Genomic DNA, 24378 nt, shown 5'->3' with positions numbered 1-24378 from the left:
TCCCCGTCCCTCGGCCGCCCGGACCGAGCCCGCGCCCGTCGCGGTGCTCGTCGTCCGCGGCGCCCCGTCGCCCCACGAGAGCAGTGTCATGCCCCCGCGCCCGGCCCGCCGTTCCCCTCTGTCCACCCTCGTCCCCCTCCTCGTGCTCCTGCTCGTCGGCGGCGCCGCGACCCCCGCCGCGGCCGCCGAGCCCGTCCCCACCCTCTCGGTCGCCTCCTTCGGCGACTCGATCACCCGCGGTGCCTCGAGCTGCGGCACGCGGGCCGACTGCCCGATCAACTCCTGGTCGACCGGCTCCGCCAGCACCGTGCGGTCGATCGCCACCCGGCTGCAGGAGGTGAATCCCGGAAGCGTCGTCACCACGTCGAACTACGCGAAGTCGGGCAGCCGGATCGCCGCCGTGGCCTCGACGGTGACGGCCGCGGCCACCGCGGGCGCCGACCCCGACGTCGTGACCCTCCTCATCGGCGGCAACGACCTGTGCCACCCCGACCTCACCGCCGCGGCAGACGGCTACGCGATGACCCCCGCCGCCTCCTTCGCCTCGTCGGCGTCGAGCCTGCTCCGGCAGATCGGCTCGACCTGGCCCGAGGCGACCGTCCTCCTCGGCTCGATGCCGGACATCGCGTCCGAGTGGGCAGGCCTGCGCGGCAGCCCCGCGGAGGCGGGCTGGCCGGCGAACCGGCTCTGCCGGACCACCCGCGGCGCCACGGCCGACAACGTCGTGCAGACCGGCGACGCCTACACCGCGGCCGTCGCGGCCGCCGCCCTGCGCACCCAGCAGTTCAACGACTCCCTCGCCTCCGCGTGCTCGGCCGTCGGCCCCCGCTGCGTCTGGGACGACGGCGCCTTCACTGCTGCGACCGTCCCCGTCGACATCGTCTCGACCGTCGACTACTTCCACCCCAACGTCCGCGGGCAGGCCATGATCGCCGACATCCTCTGGGGCCCGGAGCCCGTGCCGGCCTGGGCCGCGCCGGACGCGACCCCGACGCCGAGCGCCACGCCGACACCACTGCCGACTGCGACTGCGGCGCCGAGCGCCGCGCCGGCGCCGACCGCCACGCCGACGCCGACCGCCACGCCGACGCCCGCGGCCACCACTGCGCCGATCGCGACACCGGCTGCCACGCCGACCGCTACCGCTGCTCCGAGTGCGACACCGACGGCGTCGCCCTCCTCCACGCCGACGCCGACGCCGACGCCGACCCCGACGCCGACGCCCACTGCGACGCCGACGCCCACCGCCACACCGGCGCCGACCCCCACCGCCACGGCAGCGCCGACCCCCACGCGCACGCCCACGCCGACCCCCGCCCGCGACACGTCGGCACCGTCGTCGCGGATCACCAGCCCGACCGCGGGCAGCACCGTCGTCGGGACGACCACCCTGATCGCGGTCGCGGACGCAGACACCACGGCGCTCGTGTTCTGGACGGGCAGCACCCGGATCGGCACGGCCAAGCAGGCCGCCGACGGCACCTGGAGGCTGACCGTCTCGACCAAGGGCTTCCCGAAGGGCGAGCACCAGGTGGTGGCGAAGGCGTCGGACGCCGCCGGCAACACCGGGACGAGCGCCCCGGTCCCGGTCACGGTCCGCTAGGCCGCCGATCGGGCGGCAGGCTCCCGAACGCATCGGGATCCGCGGTCACCGCCGCGTCGGCCTCGGGCCGTCGTCGGCGGGACCGCGGATCCCGGCGCGCCCGGTCACCAGCGGCAGAGGCCACCGGGGATGCGCTCGATCCGCCGGATATAGGCGGAGAGCGGAGTGAGAAGTATGGAGGGGCTGACGAGAATCGAACTCGCATCATCTGTTTGGAAGACAGAGGCTTTACCACTAAGCTACAGCCCCGAATCGGCGGCTCCGGTGCTTCCGCACCCCGCCTCGGGCCGCTCTCGCGAGCGGGGCCCGTCGTCTCGACCGGGCACCAGGACACTGTAGTACACGACGGGAAGCGGCGGCGACGTCGGGCACCCCGCGCGCCGCGCGAGCGTGTTCCGGCCGCAGGAGTGCGGTGCAGTACACTTGCGAAGGCCATTTCGGCGTGTCGCGCCAGTGACCGTGCAGGAAGGGCTCGACGAGAGTCCTCATCGGCACGGTGCACAGCCCGCGCAACCGGGGCGTAGCTCAGCTTGGCTAGAGCGCCCGCTTTGGGAGCGGGAGGTCGCAGGTTCGAATCCTGTCGCCCCGACCACGAGTACTCATCGTGACGACATCGACCCGTGACGACCGGTCACACGGCGCCGACACCAACCAGCACAGGAGATCCCCTCACGTGAAGACCACGGTAGAAAAGCTGAGCCCGACCCGCGTCAAGCTCGCGATTTCGGTCACCCCGGACGAGCTCGGCCCCAGCATCACCCACGCCTACGGCCACATCGCCGAGCAGATCAACGTCCCCGGCTTCCGCAAGGGCAAGGTCCCGCCGGCGATCGTCGACCAGCGGGTCGGCAAGGCCGCCGTACTCGAGCACGCGGTCAACGAGGGGCTCGACGGGTTCTATCGCGAGGCCGTCCGCGAGACCGAGGTGCGCCCGCTGGGCCGCCCGCAGGCCGACATCGTCGCCTGGCCGAGCGACAAGGACTTCACCGGCGACCTCGAGCTCGCCATCGAGGTCGACGTCCGCCCCGAGATCACCGTCCCGGACTACGACGGCCTCGAGCTCACGGTCGATGCGGCCGAGGTGACCGACGCCGACGTCGACGCCGAGCTCGACAAGCTGCGCAGCCGCTTCGGCACGCTCGTCACGGTCGACCGCCCCGCCACCACCGGCGACTTCGCGCAGATCGACCTGGTCGCCACCATCGACGGCGTCGAGGTCGACACCGCGAACGCCATCTCCTACGAGCTCGGCTCGGGCGAGCTGATCGAGGGCATCGACGAGGCGCTCGAGTCGCTCACCGCCGGTGAGAGCACCACCTTCACCGCGCCGCTGCTCGGTGGCGACCACGCCGGCCAGCAGGCCGAGATCGCCGTCGCGCTCACCGCCGTCAAGGAGCGCGAGCTCCCCGACGCCGACGACGACTTCGCGCAGATCGCCAGCGAGTTCGACACCATCGCCGAGCTGCGCGACTCGCTCAAGGAGCAGGCCGCCCAGCAGAAGACCTTCGGTCAGGGCGGGCAGGCGCGCGAGAAGCTCGTCGAGGCCCTCCTGGGACTCGTCGAGGTCCCCGTCCCCGCCTCGCTCGTCGAGGACGAGGTGCACCGCCACCTCGAGGGCGAGAACCGCCTCGAGGACGCCGAGCACCGCGCCGAGGTCACCGAGGCGAGCGAGAAGACCTTCAAGACCCAGATCCTCCTCGACCACGTCGTCGAGCAGGAGAAGGTCCAGGTCAGCCAGGACGAGCTCACGCAGTACCTCATCCAGGGTGCGGCGCAGTACGGCATGGAGCCGAACGAGTTCATCAAGATCCTGTCCGAGAACAACCAGATCGGCCAGATGGTCGGCGAGGTCGCCCGCAACAAGGCGCTCGCGATCGTTCTCGGCAAGGCGAAGGTCACCGACACCGAGGGCAAGGCCGTCGATCTGACCGCCTTCACCGCCGTGCCCGGTGACGACGCCGACGAGACCGCGACCGACGACGCCGCGGCCGACGAGGCCGCGACCGCCGAGGTCGACGCTCCCGCCGCCGAGGCCGTCGAGGAGGCCGTCGCCGAGGAGGCGCCCGCCGCCGCCGAGGAGCCCGTCGTCGCCGAGGAGCCCGCTCCGGCCCCCAAGAAGAAGCGCGCCCCCGCGAAGAAGAAGGCTCCGGCCGCCGAGGAGACCCCGGCCGCCGAGTAGTCCTCGACGCAGAACGACCAGAGCCGCTCCCGGATCACCGGGGGCGGCTCTCGTCGTCCGGGCCCGAGTCCGCCCCCGGCGAACACGGACCGCTCCGGCTCCGCCCCCGGCGAACACGGCGGAGTCGCCCGGGTGCCGTCCGATAGATTCGCCTCCGAAGCGACAACTGAAACGGAGCGACACATGGCCGATATGGCGATGCCCAACAGTGTTTTCGACCGCCTGCTCAAGGACCGGATCATCTGGCTCGGTTCTGAGGTGCGCGACGAGAACGCGAACGAGATCGCAGCGAAGCTCCTGCTCCTCGCGGCCGAGGACGCCGAGAAGGACATCTTCCTGTACATCAACTCGCCCGGCGGCTCGATCACCGCGGGAATGGCGATCTACGACACGATGCAGTTCGTCCCGAACGACATCGTCACGGTCGGCATCGGCATGGCGGCGTCCATGGGTCAGCTCCTGCTCACCGCGGGGACCCAGGGCAAGCGCTACATCACGCCGAACGCCCGCGTCCTGCTGCACCAGCCGCACGGCGGGTTCGGCGGCACCGCGTCCGACATCCAGACCCAGGCGCAGCTCATCCTCGACATGAAGAAGCGCCTCGCCGAGATCACCGCGAAGGCGACCGGCAAGACCGTCGAGCAGGTCAACGAGGACGGCGACCGCGACCGCTGGTTCAGTGCCGAGGAGGCACTCGCCTACGGCTTCGTCGACCACATCCGCTCCTCGGCGACCGACGTCGCCGGCGGCGGCGGAACCGCCACCGACAGCTGAGCCACCGACGCGCCGAGAGATCAGGAAGAGACAATGAACACACCCACCTTCGGCGGGACGGCCTTCGGCTCCGGAGCCGCGCCCTCCTCCCGCTACATCCTCCCCACGTTCGAGGAGCGCACGGCCTACGGCTACAAGCGCCAGGACCCCTACGCGAAGCTCTTCGAGGACCGCATCATCTTCCTCGGCGTGCAGGTCGACGACGCGTCGGCGGACGACATCATGGCCCAGCTCCTCGTGCTCGAGAGCCAGGACCCGGACCGCGACATCGTGATGTACATCAACTCGCCCGGTGGCTCCTTCACCGCGATGACGGCGATCTACGACACGATGCAGTACATCCGCCCGCACATCCAGACGGTCGTCCTCGGTCAGGCCGCGTCGGCCGCAGCGGTGCTCACCGCCGCCGGCACACCGGGCAAGCGCCTGGCGCTGCCGAACGCGCGGATCCTCATCCACCAGCCCGCCGTGCAGCAGGGCGGGGGCCAGGCCTCGGACATCGAGATCCAGGCCGCCGAGATCATGCGCATGCGCGAGTGGCTCGAGAAGACGCTGTCCTTCCACTCCAACCGCTCCCCGGAGCAGGTCAAGAAGGACATCGACCGCGACAAGATCCTCGGCGCCGACGACGCGCTCGAGTACGGACTGATCGACCAGATCCTGACCAGCCGCAAGGGCGTTCCCGCCCTCACGGTCTAGGCCGGGAGACCGACCGATCGTCGAAGGGCCGGGAGGCGGAGCGATCCGCCGCCCGGCCCTTCCGCGTGCCGGGGGCCGATCCGCGCCCCCGTCACGTAGCAAACCGACACGCGGGAGGCAATGGCCCGCCGATCCGGCCCGCCTGCCGAGCCCTCTCTCCTCAGCGGCTAGGCTCGGACACGAGTTCGGTGGTTCCGCATGACCGTCGGCGCTCTGCGAGTCGCCCGGGGGCACCGTCGCCCGAGGGCCGTGGAATCCGCCGGAATCGACGCGCGACACGACCGAGGCACGACAAGACCGACGCACGACAAGGAAGTGGGGCATCCCCGTGGCACGTATTGGCGAAAGCGCCGACCTGCTGAAGTGCTCGTTCTGCGGCAAGAGCCAGAAGCAGGTCCAGCAGCTCATCGCCGGTCCCGGCGTCTACATCTGCGACGAGTGCGTCGAGCTGTGCAACGAGATCATCGAGGAGCGCCTCTCCGAGTCGAGCGAGGAGACGAGCCACGAGTTCGACCTCCCGAAGCCGAAGGAGATCTTCGGTTTCCTCGAGGAGTACGTGATCGGCCAGGAGCAGGCCAAGCGCGCCCTCGCCGTCGCGGTCTACAACCACTACAAGCGCGTGCGGGTGCGCAACACCATCACCGCCGCGGATGCGATCCACGACGAGATCGAGATCGCCAAGAGCAACATCCTGCTGATCGGCCCGACCGGCTGCGGCAAGACCTACCTGGCGCAGACGCTCGCCAAGCGGCTGAACGTCCCGTTCGCGGTGGCCGACGCGACCGCGCTGACCGAGGCGGGCTACGTCGGCGAGGACGTCGAGAACATCCTCCTCAAGCTCATCCAGGCCGCGGACTACGACGTCAAGCGCGCCGAGACCGGCATCATCTACATCGACGAGGTCGACAAGATCGCCCGCAAGGCCGAGAACCCCTCCATCACCCGCGACGTCTCGGGCGAGGGCGTGCAGCAGGCGCTGCTCAAGATCCTCGAGGGCACCGTCGCCTCGGTGCCGCCGCAGGGCGGGCGCAAGCACCCGCACCAGGAGTTCATCCAGATCGACACGACGAACGTGCTGTTCATCGTGGCGGGCGCCTTCGCCGGCCTGGAGGACATCATCTCCTCGCGCGCCGGCAAGCGCGGCATCGGCTTCGGCGCCCCGCTGCACAACAAGCAGGACGAGATCAACATCTTCAGCGAGGTCCTCCCCGAGGACCTGCACAAGTTCGGTCTGATCCCGGAGTTCATCGGTCGCCTCCCCGTGGTCACGACGGTCACCCAGCTCGACCAGGTCGCGCTGATGCAGATCCTGACCGAGCCGCGCAACGCGCTGGTGAAGCAGTACCAGCGGATGTTCGAGATCGACGGCGTCGAGCTCGAGTTCGACCGCGGGGCGCTCGAGGCGATCGCCGACCTGGCCGTCCTCCGGCAGACCGGTGCCCGCGGCCTCCGCGCCATCCTCGAGGAGGTGCTCGGGCCGATCATGTTCGAGGTCCCGTCCTCTGAGGAGGTGGCCCGCGTGGTCGTCACCCGCGCCGCCGTGCTCGACAACGCCGCGCCGACGATCGTGCCTCACGCGCCGCGCCGCCAGGAGAAGAGCGCCTGAGCTTCGTGCTCTGACGCTGCGGACTGACGCGGCGCGCGACCAGTTCGCGCGGATTGGCCCGGAGTTCCGGCGCTCGGCCGAGGCGGGGTTCCCTACTCTGGCGGAGCGCGTCGCCGATGCGCCCACCGGGGTCGTTCTCCGGGCGGATCAGCGACCGGAGGCACTCCCATCGTCCAGCCGCTCCTCGCCGGGATCGTCGCCGCGCTCACCGGCTTCTCGTCCTCGTTCGCGATCGTCCTTGCGGGGGTCGTCGCCGTCGGCGCGACCGACGCGCAGGCGGCGTCCGGCCTCCTCGCCGTCTGCGTGCTGCAGGGCGTGCTCTGCATCGTCCTGAGCCTGCGCTACCGCGTGCCGATGACCTTCGCCTGGAGCACCCCGGGCGCCGCGCTGCTCGCCGCCACCGCGACGCTGCCGGGCGGCTTCGATCGTGCGGTCGGCGCCTTCCTCGTCGCGTCGGCGCTGATCGTGGTGACCGGTCTGTGGCCGGCCCTCGGGAGGCTCGTGGCGCGGATCCCGCGGCCGCTCGCCAACGCGATGCTCGCGGGCATCCTCTTCCCGCTCGTGCTCGCGCCGGTGCGGGCCGCCGTCGCCATCCCGCTGCTCGCGCTGCCGGTCATCGCGCTCTGGCTGATCCTGCTGCGCCTCCTGCCGCGCTGGGCGGTGCCGGCGTCGATCGCCCTCGCGATCGTGCTGCTGCTCGTCACGGACGGCGCGGCGCTGGCGGGAGCGCCGCTGCTGCCGGTGCCCGAGTTCGTGCCCCCGGTCTTCGAGATCGGCGCGATCGTCGGCATCGGCCTGCCGCTCTACGTCGTCACGATGGCGGGGCAGAACATCCCGGGGATCGCCGTGCTGTCGAGCTTCGGCTTCGAGACGCACTCGCGCCCGGCGATCGTCTCGACCGGGTTCGCGTCGGGCGTCTCCGCGGTGTTCGGGGGAGTGCCCGTCAACTACGCGGCGCTGAGCGCGGCTCTCACCGCGGGGCCGGAGGCGTCCCCGGAGCCGGAGCGGCGCTGGATCGCCTCGGTGTCGGCGGGCGCCTCCTACCTCGTGCTCGGCGCCGTCGCCGGGGCCGCCGCGGCGCTCGTCTCGTCGGCGAGCCCGCTGCTGATCGAGGCGGTCGCGGGGCTGGCTCTGCTCGGCGTGTTCGTGTCGTCGGTCCAGGCCGCGGTCGAGGACGCGCGCCTGCGCCTGCCCGCGGCGGCGACCCTGCTCGTCACGGCGTCGGGCATCGCGGTCGCCGGCATCGGCTCCGCGTTCTGGGGCCTCGTGGTGGGACTGATCGTCCTGGCCTGGCTGCGTCCGCGCCGGGCCGCCCGGCATGGCTGACCCGACGAGGGCCGCCATTGCGCGGCCTGTCAGCGGGACGGTGCTCCTCGCGCCCGGCTAGGCGAGACCGCGGCGCCGCAGCAGCGGCTCGGTGCGCGCATCGCGACCGCGGAACTCGCGATAGGCGACGAGCGGATCGCGCGAGCCGCCGATCTCGAGGATCCGCCGCCGGAACCGCTCGCCGGCCGCGCGGTCGAGCCCGCCGTTCTCGGCGAACCACTCGACCGTGTCGGCGTCGAGGATCTCGCTCCAGATGTAGGAGTAGTAGCCCGCCGAGTAGCCGCCCGAGAACACGTGCTTGAAGAAGGTGCTGCGGTAGCGCGGCGGGACGGCGGAGATCAGCAGTCCGGCGGCGTCCAGTGCTCCCGCCTCGAAGGCGGTGACGTCGACCCGGGGCGCCGAGGCCGGCGTCTCGTGCCAGGCCAGGTCGAGCAGCGCGGCCGCGAGGTACTCGGTCGTCGCGAAGCCCTCGCCCCACAGCGCTGCTGCCTCGAGCCGCTCGATCACGGCGGTCGGCAGCGGCTCGCCGGTGTCGATGCGGCGGGCGTAGGCGGGCAGGAGCTCCGGGTGCCGGATCCACATCTCGTTGACCTGGCTGGGGAACTCGACGAAGTCGCGGAACACGCTCGTGCCGCCGAAGCGGGGGTAGCGCGTGGTCGCGAAGAGCCCGTGCAGCGCGTGCCCGAACTCGTGGAAGAGCGTCTCGACCTCGTCGAAGCTGAGGAGCGCGGGCTCGCCCTCGCCCGGTGCGGAGATGTTGAGGGTGTTCACGACGACGGCGGAGTCGCCGAGGAGCGTCGTCCGCGTCCGCAGCGAGTTCATCCAGGCGCCGCCCCGCTTCGAGTCGCGCGTGAAGGGGTCGAAGAGGAAGAGGCCGAGGGGCGTGCCGTCCTCCTCGGCGACCTCGAAGACGCGCACGTGCGCGCTGTGCCCGACCAGGTCGGTCCGCTCCGTGAAGCCGATGCCGTAGAGCCCGGTGGCGGCGGCGAAGACGCCCTCGTGCAGGACGCGCTCGAGCTCGAAGTACGGCCGCAGGGCACTGGAGTCGACGGAGTAGCGGGCGGCGCGGACGCGCTCCTCGTAGTAGGCGCGATCCCAGGCCTCGAGCGCGAAGCGCGGCTGCCCCGCCGCGTCCTGCTCCGCATCCGCCTGCTCCTGCATCTGCTGCAGCTCGGCGCGGGCGTTGCGGGCGGCCGGCACGGCCAGCTCCTCGAGGAGAGCGCGCACGCGCTCGGGGGTGCCGGCCGTCTGGCCGGAGATCACGAACTCCGCGTGCGAGGAGAAGCCCAGCAGTGCGGCCCGCTCAGCGCGCAGGGCGACGATGTCGAGCAGGAGCTCGCGGTTGTCGTGCGGTCCGCCCTCGCCGGCGCGGCCGAGCGAGGCGCGCAGGATCCGCTCGCGGACGGAGCGGTCGTGCAGCCGGGCGAGCCACGGGTGCCCGGAGTAGAGCGGGAGGGTCACCAGGAAGCCGTCGACGCCCCGGTCGGCCGCGGCCCGGGCGGCGGCGGAGACCTCGGAGGCGTCGAGCCCGTCGAGCTCCTCGGGGTGCGCCAGAAGCACGGCCCGCTCGTTGGTGTCGGCGAGCAGTTTCTTGTCGAACCGCGTGGTGAGGCTGGAGAGCTGCTCGTTCAGTGCGCTGAGCCGCGACTTGCCGTCGTCGTCGAGGAGCGCGCCGGCGCGCTCGAAGCGCAGGAGCACGCGCTCGAGCAGGTACGCGGTCTCGTCGTCCAGGGCGAGCTCGGCGGCGCGGTCAGCCAGGGCGCGGACTCGGGCCGACAGGCGCGGATCGAGGGTGATCGCGTCGTCGTGCGCGGCGAGCAGGGGAGCGAGCTCCTCCTCCACGGCGTCGGTCAGGGGAGTGCGGTCGGACGCGGCGACGGTGAAGAAGACCCCGCTGACCCGGCGCAGCTCACGGCCCGAGCGCTCGAGGGCGACCAGCGTGTTCTCGACGGTCGGCTCGTCGGGGGAGGAGGCGATCGCCTCGATCTCCGCCCGGTGGCGGCGCAGCGCCTCGTCGAACGCGGGGCGGTAGGCCTCCGGATCGACGGCGGCGAAGTCCGGCAGCCCGTGCGGCAGGCCGCTCGGCTCGAGGAGGACGGCGACGGCGGCGGAGGTGCTCATCCTGCGAGCCTAGGCGCGGGGGACCGGCACGCTCGTCGTGCTCGCGTCGCGTCGGCGGGTCTCGATACGCCCCTGCGGGGCTACTCGACCAGCATGGACCGGACACCGCTCGCGCGGTGACGACCCGGTCGAGCCGGTCGAGCAGCCCGCGCGGCAGGCTCCTCCATGCTGATCGAGTAGCCCGCGCAGCGGGCGTATCGAGATCCACCCGCCCGACTACGCGGACCGGAGCGTCAGCCCCAGTCGTCGTCCTCGCCCTCGACCCGGCCCTGGGGCTGGGTGATGTAGGCGGCGTCCTCGTCCGGGCGGTAGGTGATGGTCGTGCCGTCGTCCAGCTCGAGGACAGGCTTGCCCTCGAGCCAGGTGAGCGTCCAGCGCCAGTTCCCGGTGTCCGTCCCCGCGGTGGCGAGCTCGCCCTCCACGTCGCGGACGGCGGTGACGACGATCTCCGGCAGGGTGGTCGGCGTGTCCCCGCCGACAGGCCAGCGTGTTCCGAGCTGCATGGTGGTGGTCCTCTCGAGGGAAGGGCGGGAGCGGGCCTGCGCCCGCTCCCGGGGATGTCAGGCGGTCGGCTCGGTCTCGAGCTCGATCCGCACGGCGAGCGCGTCGCCCTCGGCGAAGTCGAGCGTGGCGATGCGGCCGACGGCGGCGAGGTCGCCCGCGGCGAGCCGCAGCGACGCGACGAGCTCGGCAGGCGCGGTCACGACCGCCGAGCGGGCCGGCGTCTTCTGCGAGGCCTTCGCATCCGTCTTCGCGCGGCGGATCGCGGTGAGGACCGTGCTCGCGGCGGCGAGGACCGCCGGGTCGCCGCCCAGCGCGCCCTGCTCCGGCCAGGGCTGCACGTGCACCGAGCCCTCGTGCGACCAGGACCAGGTCTCCTCGACCGCGAACGGGATGAACGGCGCGAAGAGCCGCTGCAGCACGTCGAGGGCCCGGTGCAGGGCGGCGGCCGCGGAGGCGCCGTCCTCGCCGTAGGCGCGCTCCTTCACGAGCTCCAGGTAGTCGTCGCAGAACGTCCAGAAGAACGCCTCGGTCGTCTCGAGCGCGCGGGCGTGGTCGTAGTTCTCCAGCGCGGTCGTCGCGTCGGCCACCACGCCGTCGAGGGCGGCGAGCATGCTCAGGTCCAGCGGGTCGGTCACCTCGGCGCCCTCGGGCAGCGGGAAGCCGTGGATGAACTTCGCCGCGTTGAGGACCTTGATCGCCAGGCGGCGGCCGATCTTGATCTGCGTCGGGTTCTGCGGGTCGAACGCCGCGTCGGTGCCCAGGCGCGAGGACGCGGCCCAGTAGCGCACCGCGTCCGAGCCGTGCTGCTCGAGCATCCCGGCCGGGGTGACGACGTTGCCCTTCGACTTCGACATCTTCTTGCGGTCCGGGTCGACGATGAAGCCGGAGACGGTGGCGGTGCTCCACGGCGCGCGGCCGTCCTCGAGCTGCGAGCGGAGCAGGGTCGAGAACAGCCAGGTGCGGATGATGTCCTGACCCTGCGGGCGCAGGTCGTAGGGCGCCACGAGCTGCCAGAGCTCGTCGTCGCGCTCCCAGCCGCCGGCGAGCTGCGGGGTGAGCGACGAGGTCGCCCAGGTGTCCATCACGTCGAGCTCGCCCTGGAAGCCGCCGGCGACGCCGCGCTGGTCCTCCGAGTAGCCGGGAGCCGCGTCCGAGGACGGGTCGACGGGCAGCGCCGACTCGTCGGGCACGATCGGCGCGTCGAACACCGGGTTGCCGTCGCCGTCGAGCGGGTACCAGACCGGGATCGGCACGCCGAAGAAGCGCTGGCGCGAGATCAGCCAGTCGCCGGCGAGGCCGTTCACCCAGTTCTCGTAGCGCACGCGCATGAACTCGGGCACGAACCGCACGTCGCGGCCGAGCTCGAGCAGGCGCTCCTTCAGCGCGGCGTCGCGGGCGCCGTTGACGATGTACCACTGGCGGGTCGACACGATCTCGAGCGGCTTGTCGCCCTTCTCGAAGAACTTGACCGGGTGCACGATCGGGCGGGGCTCGCCGACCATCTCGCCCGACTCGGTGAGGAGCGCGACCACGGTCTGCTTCGCCGAGAACACGGTCTTGCCGGCCAGCTGCGCGTAGGCGGCGCGGCCGGCCTCGCTCTCGATCGCGGCGGGCGCCTCGGAGATCAGGCGGCCGTCGAAGCCGATGACGGCGCGGTTGGGCAGGTCGAGCTCGCGCCACCACACCACGTCGGTCAGGTCGCCGAAGGTGCAGATCATCGCGATGCCCGAGCCCTTGTCCTTCTGCGCGAGGTGGTGCGCGAGCACCGGCACCTCGACGTCGAAGAGCGGGGTGCGCACGGTGCTGCCGAAGAGCGCCTGGTAGCGCTCGTCGTCCGGGTGCGCGACGAGGGCGACGCAGGCGGGGAGCAGCTCGGGGCGGGTGGTCTCGATGAAGACGTCCTCCGCGCCGTCGCGGTGGAAGCCGATCCGGTGGTAGGCGCCGGGCTGGTCCTTGTCCTCCAGCTCGGCCTGCGCGACCGCGGTGCGGAAGGTGATGTCCCAGAGCGTGGGCGCCTGCGCCTGGTAGGCCTCGCCGCGGGCGAGATTGCGCAGGAACGCGCGCTGGGAGGCGGCCTGCGACTCCTCGCCGATGGTGCGGTAGCTCTGGGTCCAGTCGACCGAGAGGCCGAGGGTGCGCCAGAGGTCCTCGAACTGCTTCTCGTCCTCGACGGTGAGCCGCTCGCAGAGCTCGATGAAGTTGCGGCGCGAGATCGGCTTCTGGTCGGCCGCCTTGCTGCTCTTGTTGTCGCCGCCCTCGAACGGAGGGACGAAGTCGGGGGTGTAGGGGAGCGTCGGGTCGCAGCGCACGCCGTAGTAGTTCTGCACGCGGCGCTCGGTGGGCAGGCCGTTGTCGTCCCAGCCCATCGGGTAGAAGACGCTCTTGCCGCGCATGCGCTGGAAGCGCGCGACGACGTCGGTGTGCGTGTAGGAGAAGACGTGCCCGATGTGCAGCGAGCCGGACGCCGTCGGCGGCGGGGTGTCGATGGAGTAGACGTCCTCGCGGGCGAGCCCGGTGCGATCGAAACGGTAGGTGCCGTCCGTCTGCCAGACGAGGCCCCACTTGCTCTCGAGGCCCTCGAGGGCGGGCTTGGCGGGGAGGCGGTCGGCGACGGTCATGGTTCTCCGGTTCGATATGGGCGGCACCGCGTCGGTGGTGATGATGCCTGGATGGGGGCGCTCGGAGCTGATCGCTCAACGGCCGCGACGATCCTACCGCGGGGGCGGACCCGCCCGGCGGAGGGCGCCGGTCAGGCGAGGACGGGCGCGAAACCGCGGCAGACCGGCGTGAGCGCCTCGTCGAGATAGGGCACCAGCTCCCCGCGGGTGGGTCCGGCGGCGGCCCAGGCCTGCACGGCCGACACCGCCGCGCCGACACTCGCGTAGGCGGCGGCGTTCGCCACGTGCGCGGGCAGCGGGCGCGAGGACCGGGCCACGACGAAGTCCGCGAGGATCGCCGCCTGCCGCGTCAGCCGCGACAGCGCGGAGGCCTGCAGCTCGTGCACGCTGCCGATCAGCTCGCTCTGGGTGAGCGCCCACGGCACGCTCGACGGACCGAAGCCTGCGCCGACCGCGAGCAGGGCGCCGCGCAGGGCGTCCATCGCGGGCGCGTCAGGAGCCGCCGCCGCGAGCGCCGCGGGCAGCTCGGCCAGGCGGTCGTCGACGAGCACCCAGAAGACGTCGCTCTTCGACGAGAAGTAGTTGAAGAAGGTGTTGCGCGAGACGCCGGCGCGCTGGGCGATCTGCTCGATCGTGGTGCCCGCGTAGCTCTGCTCCACGAAGAGATCGAGGGCCGCGTCCTCGAGCATCGACCGGGACGACGCGCGGGGCCGGCCGCGGGTCGCCGCCCGCGCGCCCTGCGTCCCGGCTCCTGCTGCCTGCGCCATGACCGCCTCCACCCTGCCCGGCGACCGCCGACGCGCTAGGATATCGGCTGGACGACTTCGACCCGGCCATCACCGGTGAGTCTCCGGAAGAACAGCCCGGCTCCGGCCGCGGCCCAGTAGACCCGGACGGGTACGGCCCGTGACAGCCGATCGAGTGGGAACGACCAGGGTCAGCCCGACGAGGGCCGGCCGTGGGCGGTTCAAGCGAGGTGGTACCGCGACCCGGCCCGGGGTCTGAGATCCGGGCGGGCCGTCCTCGTGCAGACCAGCAGCACTGCCAGGAGACCGCACGTGACCTACCCCCTGACCCCGCCGACCCCCCGCGGCCCCGAGAGCACCGACCCCGAGAGCACCGGTTCCGCCTTCGGCCGCGGCGTCCCCGCGTCGCCGCGCTTCCCCGAGATCGAGGAGAAGGTCCTCGCCTACTGGAAGGCCGACGACACCTTCCAGGAGTCGATCCGCTCCCGCGAGGGCGCGCCCGAGTGGGTGTTCTACGACGGCCCGCCGTTCGCCAACGGCCTGCCGCACTACGGGCACCTGCTCACCGGCTACGCCAAGGACGTCTTCCCCCGCTTCCAGACCATGCGCGGCAAGCAGGTCCACCGCCGCTTCGGCTGGGACACGCACGGCCTGCCCGCCGAGCTCGAGGCGGAGCGGCAGCTCGGCATCACCGACAAGTCCCAGATCGAGGAGATGGGCGTCGCCGCGTTCAACGCCGCGGCGAAGGAGTCGGTGCTGCGCTACACGGGGGAGTGGCAGGACTACGTCACCCGCCAGGCGCGCTGGGTCGACTTCGACAACGACTACAAGACCCTCGACCCCTCCTTCATGGAGTCCGTCATCTGGGCCTTCAAGCAGCTCTACGACAAGGGCCTGGCCTACGAGGGCCACCGCGTCCTGCCCTACTGCTGGCGCGACCAGACCCCGCTCTCGAACCACGAGCTGCGGATGGACGACGACGTCTACAAGATGCGCCAGGACCAGACGGTCACGGTCACCTTCCCGCTCGTCGGCGAGACCGCCGAGGCGCTGAGTCTGACCGCCGTCCGCGCGCTGGCCTGGACGACGACCCCGTGGACCCTCCCGACCAACGCCGCGCTCGCCGTCGGCCCCGACATCGAGTACGCCGTGCTGGCCGCCGGGCCGAACGGCGCCGCCGACGGCAAGGGCGAGCCGGAGGAGCGCGAGCTCTCGGCCGAGTACCTCCTGGCGATCGACCAGGTCGGCGCCTACGCGAAGGACCTCGGCTACGAGGACGCGGAGTCGGCGCTGGCCGCCGTCTCGCGCACGCACCGCGGCAGCGAGCTCGAGGGCATCAGCTACGACCGCCTCTGGGACCACTACGCCGACGCCGAGCAGTGGGGCACGCAGAACGCGTGGCGCATCCTCGTCGCCGACTACGTGACCACGAGCGAGGGCACCGGCATCGTGCACCAGGCCCCCGCCTACGGCGAGGACGACCAGAAGGTCTGCGAGGCGGCGGGCATCCCCGTCATCATCTCCGTCGACGACGGCGGCCGCTTCCTGCCGCAGATCAGCGAGGTCGCCGGCCTGCAGGTCTTCGAGGCCAACAAGCCGCTCACGCAGCTCCTGAGGGCGCAGCACCGCCTGCTGCGCCAGGCCAGCTACGAGCACAGCTACCCGCACTGCTGGCGCTGCCGGAACCCGCTGATCTACAAGGCCGTCTCGAGCTGGTTCGTCCGCGTGACCGCGATCCGCGACCGGATGGAGGAGCTCAACCAGGAGATCACCTGGGTCCCCGAGAACGTCAAGGACGGCCAGTTCGGCAAGTGGCTCTCCGGCGCGCGCGACTGGTCGATCAGCCGCAACCGCTACTTCGGCTCGCCGATCCCCGTCTGGAAGAGCGACGACGCGGAGTACCCGCGCATCGACGTCTACGGCTCGCTCGACGAGCTGGAGCGCGACTTCGGCGTGCGTCCGGAGGATCTGCACCGCCCCTTCATCGACGAGCTCACCCGCCCGAACCCCGACGACCCGACCGGCCGCTCCACGATGCGCCGCATCAGCGACGTGCTCGACGTGTGGTTCGACTCCGGGTCGATGCCGTTCGCGCAGGTGCACTACCCGTTCGAGAACTCGGACTGGTTCGACTCGCACAACCCGGCCGACTTCATCGTCGAGTACATCGGGCAGACCCGCGGCTGGTTCTACACGCTGCACGTGCTCTCGACCGCGCTCTTCGACCGGCCCGCCTTCCGCAACGTCGTGAGCCACGGCATCGTGCTCGGCAACGACGGCCAGAAGATGTCCAAGTCGCTGCGCAACTACCCCGACGTGGCCGAGGTCTTCGACCGCGACGGCTCGGACGCGATGCGCTGGTTCCTGATGTCGAGCCCGGTGCTGCGCGGCGGCAACCTGGTCGTGACGGAGGAGGGGATCCGCGAGGGCGTGCGCCAGGTGCTGCTGCCGCTGTGGAACACCTGGTACTTCTTCTCGCTCTACGCCAACGCCTCCGCGGACGGCGAGGGCTACAGCGCCCGGCGCCGGACCGACTCCGAGGACGTGCTGGACCGCTACCTGCTGGCCAAGACGCACGATCTCATCGAGACGGTCACCGGCCACCTCGAGGCGCTCGACTCCACCCTCGCGGCGGCGGCGCTGCGCGACTTCGCCGACGTGCTGACCAACTGGTACGTCCGCCGCTCGCGCGACCGCTTCTGGCAGGGCGTCGATGCGGAGGGCCGCGGCACCGACGCGTTCGACACGCTCTTCACCGTGCTCGAGACCGTCTGCCGGGTGGCCGCGCCGCTGCTCCCGCTGATGACCGAGGAGATCTGGCAGGGCCTGACCGGCGGGCGCAGCGTGCACCTGGCCGACTGGCCCGACGCGGCCGAGTTCCCGGTGGACGAGACGCTGGTGCACGCGATGGACGCCGTCCGCGGCATCTCGTCGACGGCGCTCTCGCTGCGCAAGCAGGCCGGCCTCCGCGTCCGCCTGCCCCTCGCCCGGCTCACCGTGGTGGTCGACGACGCCGCCGAGCTGGCGCCGTTCGAGGCGATCCTCCGCGACGAGCTGAACGTCAAGGAGGTGACGCTGGTGCCGCTCGTCGAGTCCAGCGCCGCCGACTACGGCGTCACCTCGCGCCTCTCGGTCAACGCGCGTGCCGCCGGCCCCCGACTCGGCAAGGGCGTGCAGACGGTCATCAAGGCCGCCAAGGCGGGCGACTGGAGCGAGAGCGACGGCGTCGTCACCGCCGGCGGCGTCGAGCTGGCCGAGGGCGAGTACGAGCTCATCCTCGAGGTCGGCGGCGCCGGAGCGGACGACCGCGCGATCGCACTGCTCCCGCGGGGCGGCTTCGTGCTCCTCGACACGGCGACCACTCCGGAGCTCGAGGCCGAGGGCCTGGCCCGCGACCTCATCCGCGCCGTCCAGGACGCCCGGAAGGCCGCCGGACTCGAGGTCAGCGACCGCATCGAGCTCGAGATCGTCCTCGACGAGATGAGCATGGCGGCCCTCGAGCCGCACGCGCTGTGGATCGCGGAGGAGACCCTCGCGACCGGCTTCGCGTTCGCCCCGCTCACCAGGGCGCTGGAGGGCGGCGAGGGTGCGATCACCTTCGGCCCCGCCGGCACCGCCATCATCCGCGTCGAGAAGGTGGAGGCCTCCGATGTCTGATCCGAAGGACCACTCCGACGAGGACGCCGAGCTCGCGCGCGCGGCGGCCGACGCCGTCTACGCGAGCCTGCTCGAGCGCCTCGGCGAGGCGAGCCCCCGCCCGCGTCTCGCGCCGACCCGCCGGGCCGTCGAGTACCTCGGCGACCCGCAGCGGGCCTACCCCGTCATCCAGGTCGCCGGCACCAACGGCAAGACCTCGACCAGCCGGATGATCGAGAGCCTGCTCCGCGCCCACGGGCTCCGGGTCGGCCTCTTCACCAGTCCGCACCTCGAGCGCTTCAACGAGCGCATCGTGATCGACGGCGAGCCGATCTCGGACGTCGGCCTCGCGACGAACTGGATCGACGTCGAGCCCTACCTCGCCCTGACCGACGCCGAGCTCGTCGAGCAGGGCGAGAGCCCGCTCTCGTTCTTCGAGGCGATCACGGTGCTGGCCTACGCCGCCTTCGCCGACGCACCGGTGGACGTCGCCGTGGTCGAGGTCGGGATGGGCGGCGAGTGGGACTCGACCAACGTCGCGGACGCGCAGGTCGCGGTGTTCACGCCGATCGCGCTCGACCACACCCGCCAGCTCGGCGCGACGATCGAGGAGATCGCGCGCACGAAGTCCGGCATCGTGAAGCCGCTCGCCGCCGTCGTCTCGGCGAAGCAGTCGAGCGAGGCGGAGGCGGTGCTGCGGAACGCGGCCGAGGCCACCGAGTCGACCATCGTGTTCGAGGGCACCGACTTCGACGTCGAGTCGACCACGGTCGCCGTGGGCGGCCAGCTGATCTCCGTCCGCGGGCTCGTCACCCGCTACGAGCAGCTGCTGCTGCCGTTCTTCGGCGACCACCAGGCCGAGAACGCGGCGGTCGCGATCGCTGCGGTCGAGTCCTTCCTCGGCGGCGGCACGCAGGAGCTCACCGGGAACGTCCTCGACGAGGGCTTCGCCGCGGCGACCTCGCCCGGCCGCCTCCAGATCGTGGGCCAGTCCCCGCGCACGGTCGTCGACGCCGCGCACAACCCGCACGGCGCCGCCTCCCTCGCCGCCGCGATCGAGCGCTACTTCGACTTCGACCGCGTCACCGCGGTGATCGGCGTCCTCGCCGAGAAGGACGCGGAGGGCATCCTGCGCGCCCTGCTCCCGGTCGTCGACGAGCTGATCGTGACGACCGCGCCGAGTGATCGCGCGGTCCCGGCGACCGAGCTCGCCGAGCTCGCCCGCACCGTGTTCCCGGCCGAGTCCGTCCGCGTCGCGGACGACCCGCACGGCGCGCTCACCGCCGGCCGCCTGCTCGCCGCCCGCACCGACAAGGGCGCGCTGCTCGTCACGGGCTCGATCACCCTCGTCGGCCGGACGATCACCGTCGCGCGCGACGAGAACTGGCTCGGCGCGTGAGGGCCGGTCGTCCCCGCCGGACCAGGACCGTCCGCGAGAGCCTCGGCTCGATCGTCCTCGGCTTCGAGGCGGTCATCGTCTTCCTCGCGACCCTCGTGGCGTTCGGGCTCAAGGTCGCCGACCCGGTCGTCGTCCTCGTCGGCGGCGCCGTGGTCTGCCTCGCCCTCGTCGCGACCCTCGGCCTGCTGAACCGCCCCGCCGGCTTCCGGATCGGCTGGGTCCTCCAGTTCGTTATCGTGGCCACCGGTGTCCTGGTCCCGATCATGTTCGTCATCGGAGCGGCGTTCGTCGCCCTGTGGACGTACTGCATGGTCACCGGCACCAAGCTCGACACCCAGAACCGCCGCGCGGCGGACGGGCCCACCGATCCCACCCCCACCTAAGGAGACCGCTGAACCATGGCCATCCAGGAGACCCTCGTCCTCGTCAAGCCCGACGGCGTCGCCCGCAACCTCACCGGTGAGATCCTCCGCCGCATCGAGGCGAAGGGCTACTCGCTCGTCGACATCAAGCTCGTCGAGGCCGACCGCGAGCTGCTCGCCGCGCACTACGCCGAGCACGAGGGCAAGCCGTTCTACGAGCCCCTCGTCGAGTTCATGGAGAGCGGCCCGATCGTCGCCCTCCGCATCGCCGGCGACCGCGTCATCGAGGGCTTCCGCTCCCTCGCCGGCACGACCGACCCCACCACCGCCGCTCCCGGCACCATCCGCGGCGACCTCGGCCGCGACTGGGGCCTCAAGGTCCAGCAGAACCTCGTGCACGGGAGCGACGGTGTTGACTCCGCGGAGCGCGAGCTCGCGCTCTGGTTCGCGTAGCGAACCGCCGCGCGAGCTCGCGCTCCGCGGTGTTTCGCGGTGATCCGCGAAACCGCGGTCGGCTCTCGTAGGCGGTCGCGGTTCGTGGAGCGTCCTGCGCTCGGCGACGGGAAAGCGCTGACACGCGCTTTCCCGGATGCGCCTCCGAGGCGGTCGCCCGGCGGCTCCAGCCCTGACCTCCTCGACGAGGCCAGCCGCGCTGATCGAGGGCGCGTGCCGCGGCCCCTGTTGATCGAACAGCGCGTGCGGCGGCCCGTGCTGATCGAGCAGCGCGTGGCGCGGCCCCTGCTGATCGGGCGGCGCGTGCCGCGGCCCGTGCTGATCGAGCAGCGCCTGCCGGCACCCATGTCGATCGAGTAGCCCGCGCAGCGGGCGTATCGAGATCCGACGCTGACGGACGCGGGGCGTCGGCTCCGCGCCGGTGGGTCGGCGGGTCTCGATACGCCGCTGCGCGGCTACTCGACCACCATGCGGTGGTGCACCGCCTCTCCTTGCGCCACTTCACCCTTGCCGCAAGCAGCGGGCTTGCGCCGCCCTTGATTCAGCGCGCGCAGTGCGGTGCGCTCCCTGCATGCTGATCGAGTAGCCCGCGCAGCGGGCGTATCGAGATCCACCCCTCCGGGGGCGCCGTCGGCCATCGGCCCGAGAGCTAGAGGTACGACAGCACGTCCAGGCGCACCTGCGCCATGACGGCGATCGCCAGGTAGCAGACGAGCGTGATGAAGGGGACCCAGCCGTAGGCGGCGCCGGCGAAACGGCGGACGGCGCCGGGGACGGGGAGCACGCCCTCCCGCAGGTTCCGCAGCGTCACGAGCCAGAAGCCGGGGATGACGACGGCCCAGGTGAGCATGCACCAGGGGCAGAGCGTCCCGAGGGCGAAGACGCTCGTCGCAACGAGCCAGCCGACGAAGACCAGCGCGAAGACGAAGCCGAGGTTGAACAGCACCCAGAACCAGCGGTCGAAGCGCGCCCCCGCGAGCAGCCCCGCACCCACGACGATCGGCGCGATCCAGGCGGCGATGCCGATCAGCGGGTTGGGGAAGCCGAAGATCGCGCCCTGCGCCGAGTTCAGGTTGGCGCTGCACTGCACGAGGAGGCTGAAGTCGCAGCCGAGGCCCTCCGTGGGGTCCGTGAGCGCCGCGAACTTATCCAGCGTGAGGGCGAACGCCGCGGTCCAGCCGATCACACCGAGCACGATCAGCAGCACCGCGAAGAGCACCGGACGCTGCTGGACGGGGGAGCTCGGCACCTCGGGATCGCTGGACACCGGGGGATTATGGCACGCGCCGAATCGGCGCCTCTGAGAATGCGTGCGATAATCGGAGCCGTCGGCCCGGAAGATCCCGCGCCGACGCGAAGAAGGTTTACCGGGCGAGCACCGGGCCACAGGAGATCGACAGCGTTCCGCGAATGAGCGCGATGCATCCCCACGTGTCGGATAGTCAGTTCCGAGGAGAAGCTGCAACCGGAGTCCTGCGCCACGTGAGCGACGGGACCGGGGGAGCGGAAGGATTCGCGACGGGCCGAGGCCCGTCGCTCGAGAACAGCATCCGGGTCGACGGCGCGGCGCACGACCCGGCCGAGGAGTGCACCAGGAATGGTGGAAGACAACAGCACGAGCGGTTCCGAACCGGACCGCGACGAGCCCCGCAGCGGGGCCAGGAAGATCAGTCGCCTCTTCGGTGGCCGTCGTGCGACCCGACGGACCGGATCGAGCGCATCAGCGACAGGGGAAACGATCATCGACACGAACGAGACCGAGCAGAACGGGTCGGACACGACCGCCGCGGACACGACCGCGGAGGTCGCCGAGACGCAGGAGCCGGTCTCGACCGGCGCCGCGTTCGTCGACGCCGCCGCCGAGACGCCGGCCGACGGCGAGCAGGCCGCCGCGGTGGAGTCCGCGCCGCGCCGCCCGCCGCTGCCGAGCACGTCGCTCCTGTTCCAGGCGCCGATCCTGCCCGACTACGTCCAGCTCACCCCGCTGCCGCCCCGCGGTGCGCCGCTCGGCGTCCGCGAGGAGCGCGACGAGCCGGAGGAGGAGCAGGGCTCCGTCCGCCGCCGGTCGCGCCGCCGCAGCGGCGAGAGCGACCGCGGAGGCAACGACGACCCTGAGAACACCGTCGTCCGGGTCCGTCAGCCGCGCGAGCCCCGCGAGCCGCGGGAGCAGCGCGAGCCCGAGCTCATCACCGAGCCGCAGCGCATCAAGGGCTCGACGCGCCTCGAGGCCAAGAAGCAGCGCCGCCGCGACGGCCGCGACGCCGGCCGCCGGCGCACCGTCGTCACCGAGTCGGAGTTCCTCGCCCGCCGGGAGGCCGTCGACCGCGTCATGGTCGTCCGCTCGAAGGAGGACAGCATCCGCATCGGCGTGCTCGAGGACGGCGTCCTCGCGGAGCACTACGTCGCCCGCTCGCAGGAGGCGTCGCTGATCGGCAACGTCTACCTCGGCCGGGTGCAGAACGTCCTGCCCAGCATGGAGGCGGCGTTCGTCGACATCGGGCGCGGCCGCAACGCCGTGCTCTACTCCGGCGAGGTCGACTGGGACGCGGCGAACAACGCCGGCGGCCCCCGTCGGATCGAGCTCGCCCTCAAGCCCGGCGACCGGGTGCTCGTCCAGGTCACCAAGGACCCGGTCGGCCACAAGGGCGCCCGCCTGACCAGCCAGATCTCTCTTCCGGGCCGCTACCTCGTGTACGTGCCCAACGGCTCGATGAACGGCATCTCGCGCAAGCTCCCGGACACCGAGCGCGCGCGCCTGAAGAAGATCCTCAAGGAGGTCCTCCCGGAGAACGTGGGCGTCATCGTCCGCACCGCCGCGGAGGGCGCCACCGAGGAGCAGCTCACGGTCGACGTCGAGCGCCTCACCGCGCAGTGGACGGCGCTCAGCACGAAGGCCGCCACCGGCCAGGCGCCGGCGCTCCTGCACAGCGAGCCCGATCTGCTCATCAAGATCGTCCGCGACGTCTTCAACGAGGATTTCGAGAAGATGGTGATCGCCGGCGACGACGCCCGCGAGACCATCGAGCTCTACCTCAGCCAGGTCGCTCCCGACCTGCTGGAGCGCGTCGAGGTCCACACCGGCGAGCAGGACGCGTTCGACGAGTACCGCATCACGGAGCAGATCGAGAAGGCGCTCGAGCGCAAGGTCTGGCTGCCGAGCGGCGGCTCGCTCGTGATCGACCGCACCGAGGCCATGACGGTCGTCGACGTGAACACCGGCAAGTTCGTCGGCTCCGGCGGCAACCTCGAGGAAACGGTCACGAAGAACAACCTCGAGGCGGCCGAGGAGATCGTCCGCCAGCTGCGCCTGCGGGACATCGGCGGCATCATCGTCGTCGACTTCATCGACATGGTGCTCGAGTCCAACCGCGACCTCGTGCTGCGCCGCCTCGTCGAGTGCCTGAGCCGCGACCGGACGAAGCACCAGGTCGCCGAGGTCACCTCGCTCGGCCTCGTGCAGATGACGCGCAAGAAGCTCGGCCTCGGACTCCTCGAGACCTTCAGCGAGAACTGCGAGGTCTGCGCGGGCCGCGGCGTCATCGTCCAGCACGACCCCGTGGTCAAGCACCGCTCCACAGCCGCTCCCCAGCAGGAGCGTCGTCGCGGCGGCAAGCCTGCCAACGAGCAGCCCTCGAACGGCCGCGGCGGATCGAACGGCCAGAACGGCGGCGGCCAGAACGGCAACGGCACGAACGGCAACGGCACGAAGCCCGTCAGCACGCACGCCATCACGGACGACGCGAAGAACGCGCTCGCGCAGATCGCCGCGAGCACCATCCACCCCTCGGCCGTCCGCCACGCCGCGGAGGAGGCCGCCGCCCTCGTCGACGAGGCCACGACCGCAGTGGTCGAGCCGGAGTCGCCCGGGCAGCCGGCGGCATCGGTCGAGCAGCCCGCCGAGCAGTCGACGGAGCAGGTCGGCGAGCGCCAGGGCGAGTCGTCCGGTCGTCGCTCCGAGCGGGCTCCCCGGCGTCGCCGCGGTCGCGGAGACCGCGATGCGCGCCAGGAGACGTCCGAGTCCGGCGAGCAGCCGGAGTCCGCGTCGCCCGCGGCCGAGCCGGCTCGGGACAGCGCCGAGGAGCCCGCCGCGGCTCCCGCGGCGCAGACCCCCGTCGTCCCGATCATCGACATTCCGATCCCGCCCGCGCCGATCGTCGCCGAGCGCCGGGTCCGCAGCGAGGTCGCCGAGCACCTGCTCGACTCCGTGCTCGACGCCCTGCCCGCGCCGAAGCAGCCCGGTCAGGGACGCGCCAAGAGCCGTCGCGTCACGACGGCGGCGCTGACCGGTGTCGCGGTCGTGCCGGAGCAGACGCCCCGCCGCGCGCAGTAGGCGCGGCCGCGGAGCTCAGCGC

General features: G+C 71.9%; 17 protein-coding genes and 2 tRNA genes. 13 read left to right on the top strand and 6 right to left on the bottom strand.

Going from position 1 to position 24378, the window contains the following annotated elements:
- Positions 1-88: 88 nt before the first annotated feature.
- Complete coding sequence (locus tag HQQ82_RS02155) at positions 89-1603, top strand: GDSL-type esterase/lipase family protein (protein ID WP_173231443.1); 1515 nt, start codon at positions 89-91, stop codon at positions 1601-1603.
- Positions 1604-1778: 175 nt separating this feature from the next.
- Here the strand turns inward: HQQ82_RS02155 and HQQ82_RS02145 are convergent.
- A tRNA-Gly gene (locus HQQ82_RS02145) sits at positions 1779-1852 on the bottom strand.
- A gap of 265 nt (positions 1853-2117) precedes the next feature.
- On the opposite strand from HQQ82_RS02145, the gene HQQ82_RS02140 reads away from it, so the two are divergent.
- The 6 genes from HQQ82_RS02140 to HQQ82_RS02115 all read left to right on the top strand — a co-directional run bounded on the left by HQQ82_RS02140 (position 2118) and on the right by HQQ82_RS02115 (position 8187).
- Positions 2118-2195, top strand: a tRNA-Pro gene (locus HQQ82_RS02140).
- Between the two features lie 81 nt (positions 2196-2276).
- Positions 2277-3782, top strand: coding sequence for a trigger factor (gene tig, locus HQQ82_RS02135; protein ID WP_173231442.1), 1506 nt, complete (start codon positions 2277-2279; stop codon positions 3780-3782).
- Between the two features lie 132 nt (positions 3783-3914).
- A complete protein-coding gene (locus HQQ82_RS02130; RefSeq protein ID WP_260300538.1) occupies positions 3915-4556 on the top strand; it encodes an ATP-dependent Clp protease proteolytic subunit in 642 nt (213 codons plus the stop codon).
- Between the two features lie 33 nt (positions 4557-4589).
- A complete protein-coding gene (locus HQQ82_RS02125; RefSeq protein WP_123445811.1) occupies positions 4590-5255 on the top strand; it encodes an ATP-dependent Clp protease proteolytic subunit in 666 nt (221 codons plus the stop codon).
- A 328-nt stretch (positions 5256-5583) separates the two neighbouring features.
- The gene (clpX, locus tag HQQ82_RS02120) at positions 5584-6861 is read left to right on the top strand and encodes an ATP-dependent Clp protease ATP-binding subunit ClpX (RefSeq protein ID WP_173231441.1); all 1278 of its coding nucleotides are present in this window, start codon (positions 5584-5586) and stop codon (positions 6859-6861) included.
- 168 nt (positions 6862-7029) lie between these two features.
- Complete coding sequence (locus HQQ82_RS02115) at positions 7030-8187, top strand: benzoate/H(+) symporter BenE family transporter (protein ID WP_173232284.1); 1158 nt, start codon at positions 7030-7032, stop codon at positions 8185-8187.
- Between the two features lie 57 nt (positions 8188-8244).
- On the opposite strand, the gene HQQ82_RS02110 is transcribed toward HQQ82_RS02115, so the two are convergent.
- The 4 genes from HQQ82_RS02110 to HQQ82_RS02095 all read right to left on the bottom strand — a co-directional run bounded on the left by HQQ82_RS02110 (position 8245) and on the right by HQQ82_RS02095 (position 14197).
- Complete coding sequence (locus tag HQQ82_RS02110) at positions 8245-10308, bottom strand: M3 family metallopeptidase (protein ID WP_173231440.1); 2064 nt, start codon at positions 10306-10308, stop codon at positions 8245-8247.
- A 233-nt stretch (positions 10309-10541) separates the two neighbouring features.
- Entirely contained in the window at positions 10542-10811 is a 270-nt protein-coding gene (locus HQQ82_RS02105; protein ID WP_173231439.1) for a hypothetical protein, read from the bottom strand.
- 57 nt (positions 10812-10868) lie between these two features.
- Positions 10869-13430 (bottom strand): valine--tRNA ligase, encoded by a 2562-nt coding sequence (gene valS / locus HQQ82_RS02100; RefSeq protein WP_173231438.1) that lies wholly within the window; start codon positions 13428-13430, stop codon positions 10869-10871.
- Between the two features lie 131 nt (positions 13431-13561).
- Positions 13562-14197: a TetR/AcrR family transcriptional regulator gene (locus HQQ82_RS02095; protein ID WP_173231437.1), complete on the bottom strand. Its 636-nt coding sequence runs from the start codon at positions 14195-14197 to the stop codon at positions 13562-13564.
- Positions 14198-14488: 291 nt separating this feature from the next.
- Here HQQ82_RS02095 and ileS point away from each other — a divergent pair, with 291 nt between their 5' ends.
- The 5 genes from ileS (at position 14489) to HQQ82_RS02070 (ending at position 20386) form a co-directional block, all read left to right on the top strand.
- Positions 14489-17833: an isoleucine--tRNA ligase gene (gene ileS / locus HQQ82_RS02090; RefSeq protein WP_173231436.1), complete on the top strand. Its 3345-nt coding sequence runs from the start codon at positions 14489-14491 to the stop codon at positions 17831-17833.
- Positions 17826-19211, top strand: coding sequence for a folylpolyglutamate synthase/dihydrofolate synthase family protein (locus HQQ82_RS02085; protein WP_173231435.1), 1386 nt, complete (start codon positions 17826-17828; stop codon positions 19209-19211). The genes ileS and HQQ82_RS02085 overlap by 8 nt, the downstream gene beginning before the upstream one ends.
- The gene (locus tag HQQ82_RS02080; RefSeq protein WP_367947772.1) at positions 19208-19594 is read left to right on the top strand and encodes a DUF4233 domain-containing protein; all 387 of its coding nucleotides are present in this window, start codon (positions 19208-19210) and stop codon (positions 19592-19594) included. The genes HQQ82_RS02085 and HQQ82_RS02080 overlap by 4 nt, the downstream gene beginning before the upstream one ends.
- Positions 19595-19609: 15 nt before the next feature.
- Entirely contained in the window at positions 19610-20026 is a 417-nt protein-coding gene (ndk, locus tag HQQ82_RS02075) for a nucleoside-diphosphate kinase (RefSeq protein ID WP_173231434.1), read from the top strand.
- Between the two features lie 84 nt (positions 20027-20110).
- Positions 20111-20386: a hypothetical protein gene (locus HQQ82_RS02070; RefSeq protein ID WP_173231433.1), complete on the top strand. Its 276-nt coding sequence runs from the start codon at positions 20111-20113 to the stop codon at positions 20384-20386.
- Positions 20387-20675: 289 nt separating this feature from the next.
- Here the strand turns inward: HQQ82_RS02070 and HQQ82_RS02065 are convergent, their stop codons facing one another.
- Entirely contained in the window at positions 20676-21293 is a 618-nt protein-coding gene (locus HQQ82_RS02065) for a vitamin K epoxide reductase family protein (protein ID WP_367947771.1), read from the bottom strand.
- A gap of 330 nt (positions 21294-21623) precedes the next feature.
- Here HQQ82_RS02065 and HQQ82_RS02060 point away from each other — a divergent pair, with 330 nt between their 5' ends.
- Positions 21624-24356 (top strand): Rne/Rng family ribonuclease, encoded by a 2733-nt coding sequence (locus HQQ82_RS02060; RefSeq protein ID WP_173231432.1) that lies wholly within the window; start codon positions 21624-21626, stop codon positions 24354-24356.
- Positions 24357-24378: the final 22 nt, after the last annotated feature.

Source organism: Rathayibacter sp. VKM Ac-2856 (genome assembly GCF_013205055.1).
Classification (GTDB): Bacteria; Actinomycetota; Actinomycetes; order Actinomycetales; family Microbacteriaceae; genus Rathayibacter.
The sequence above is the reverse complement of the archived record's forward strand: the minus strand, read 5'-3'. Positions and strand labels throughout refer to the sequence as shown.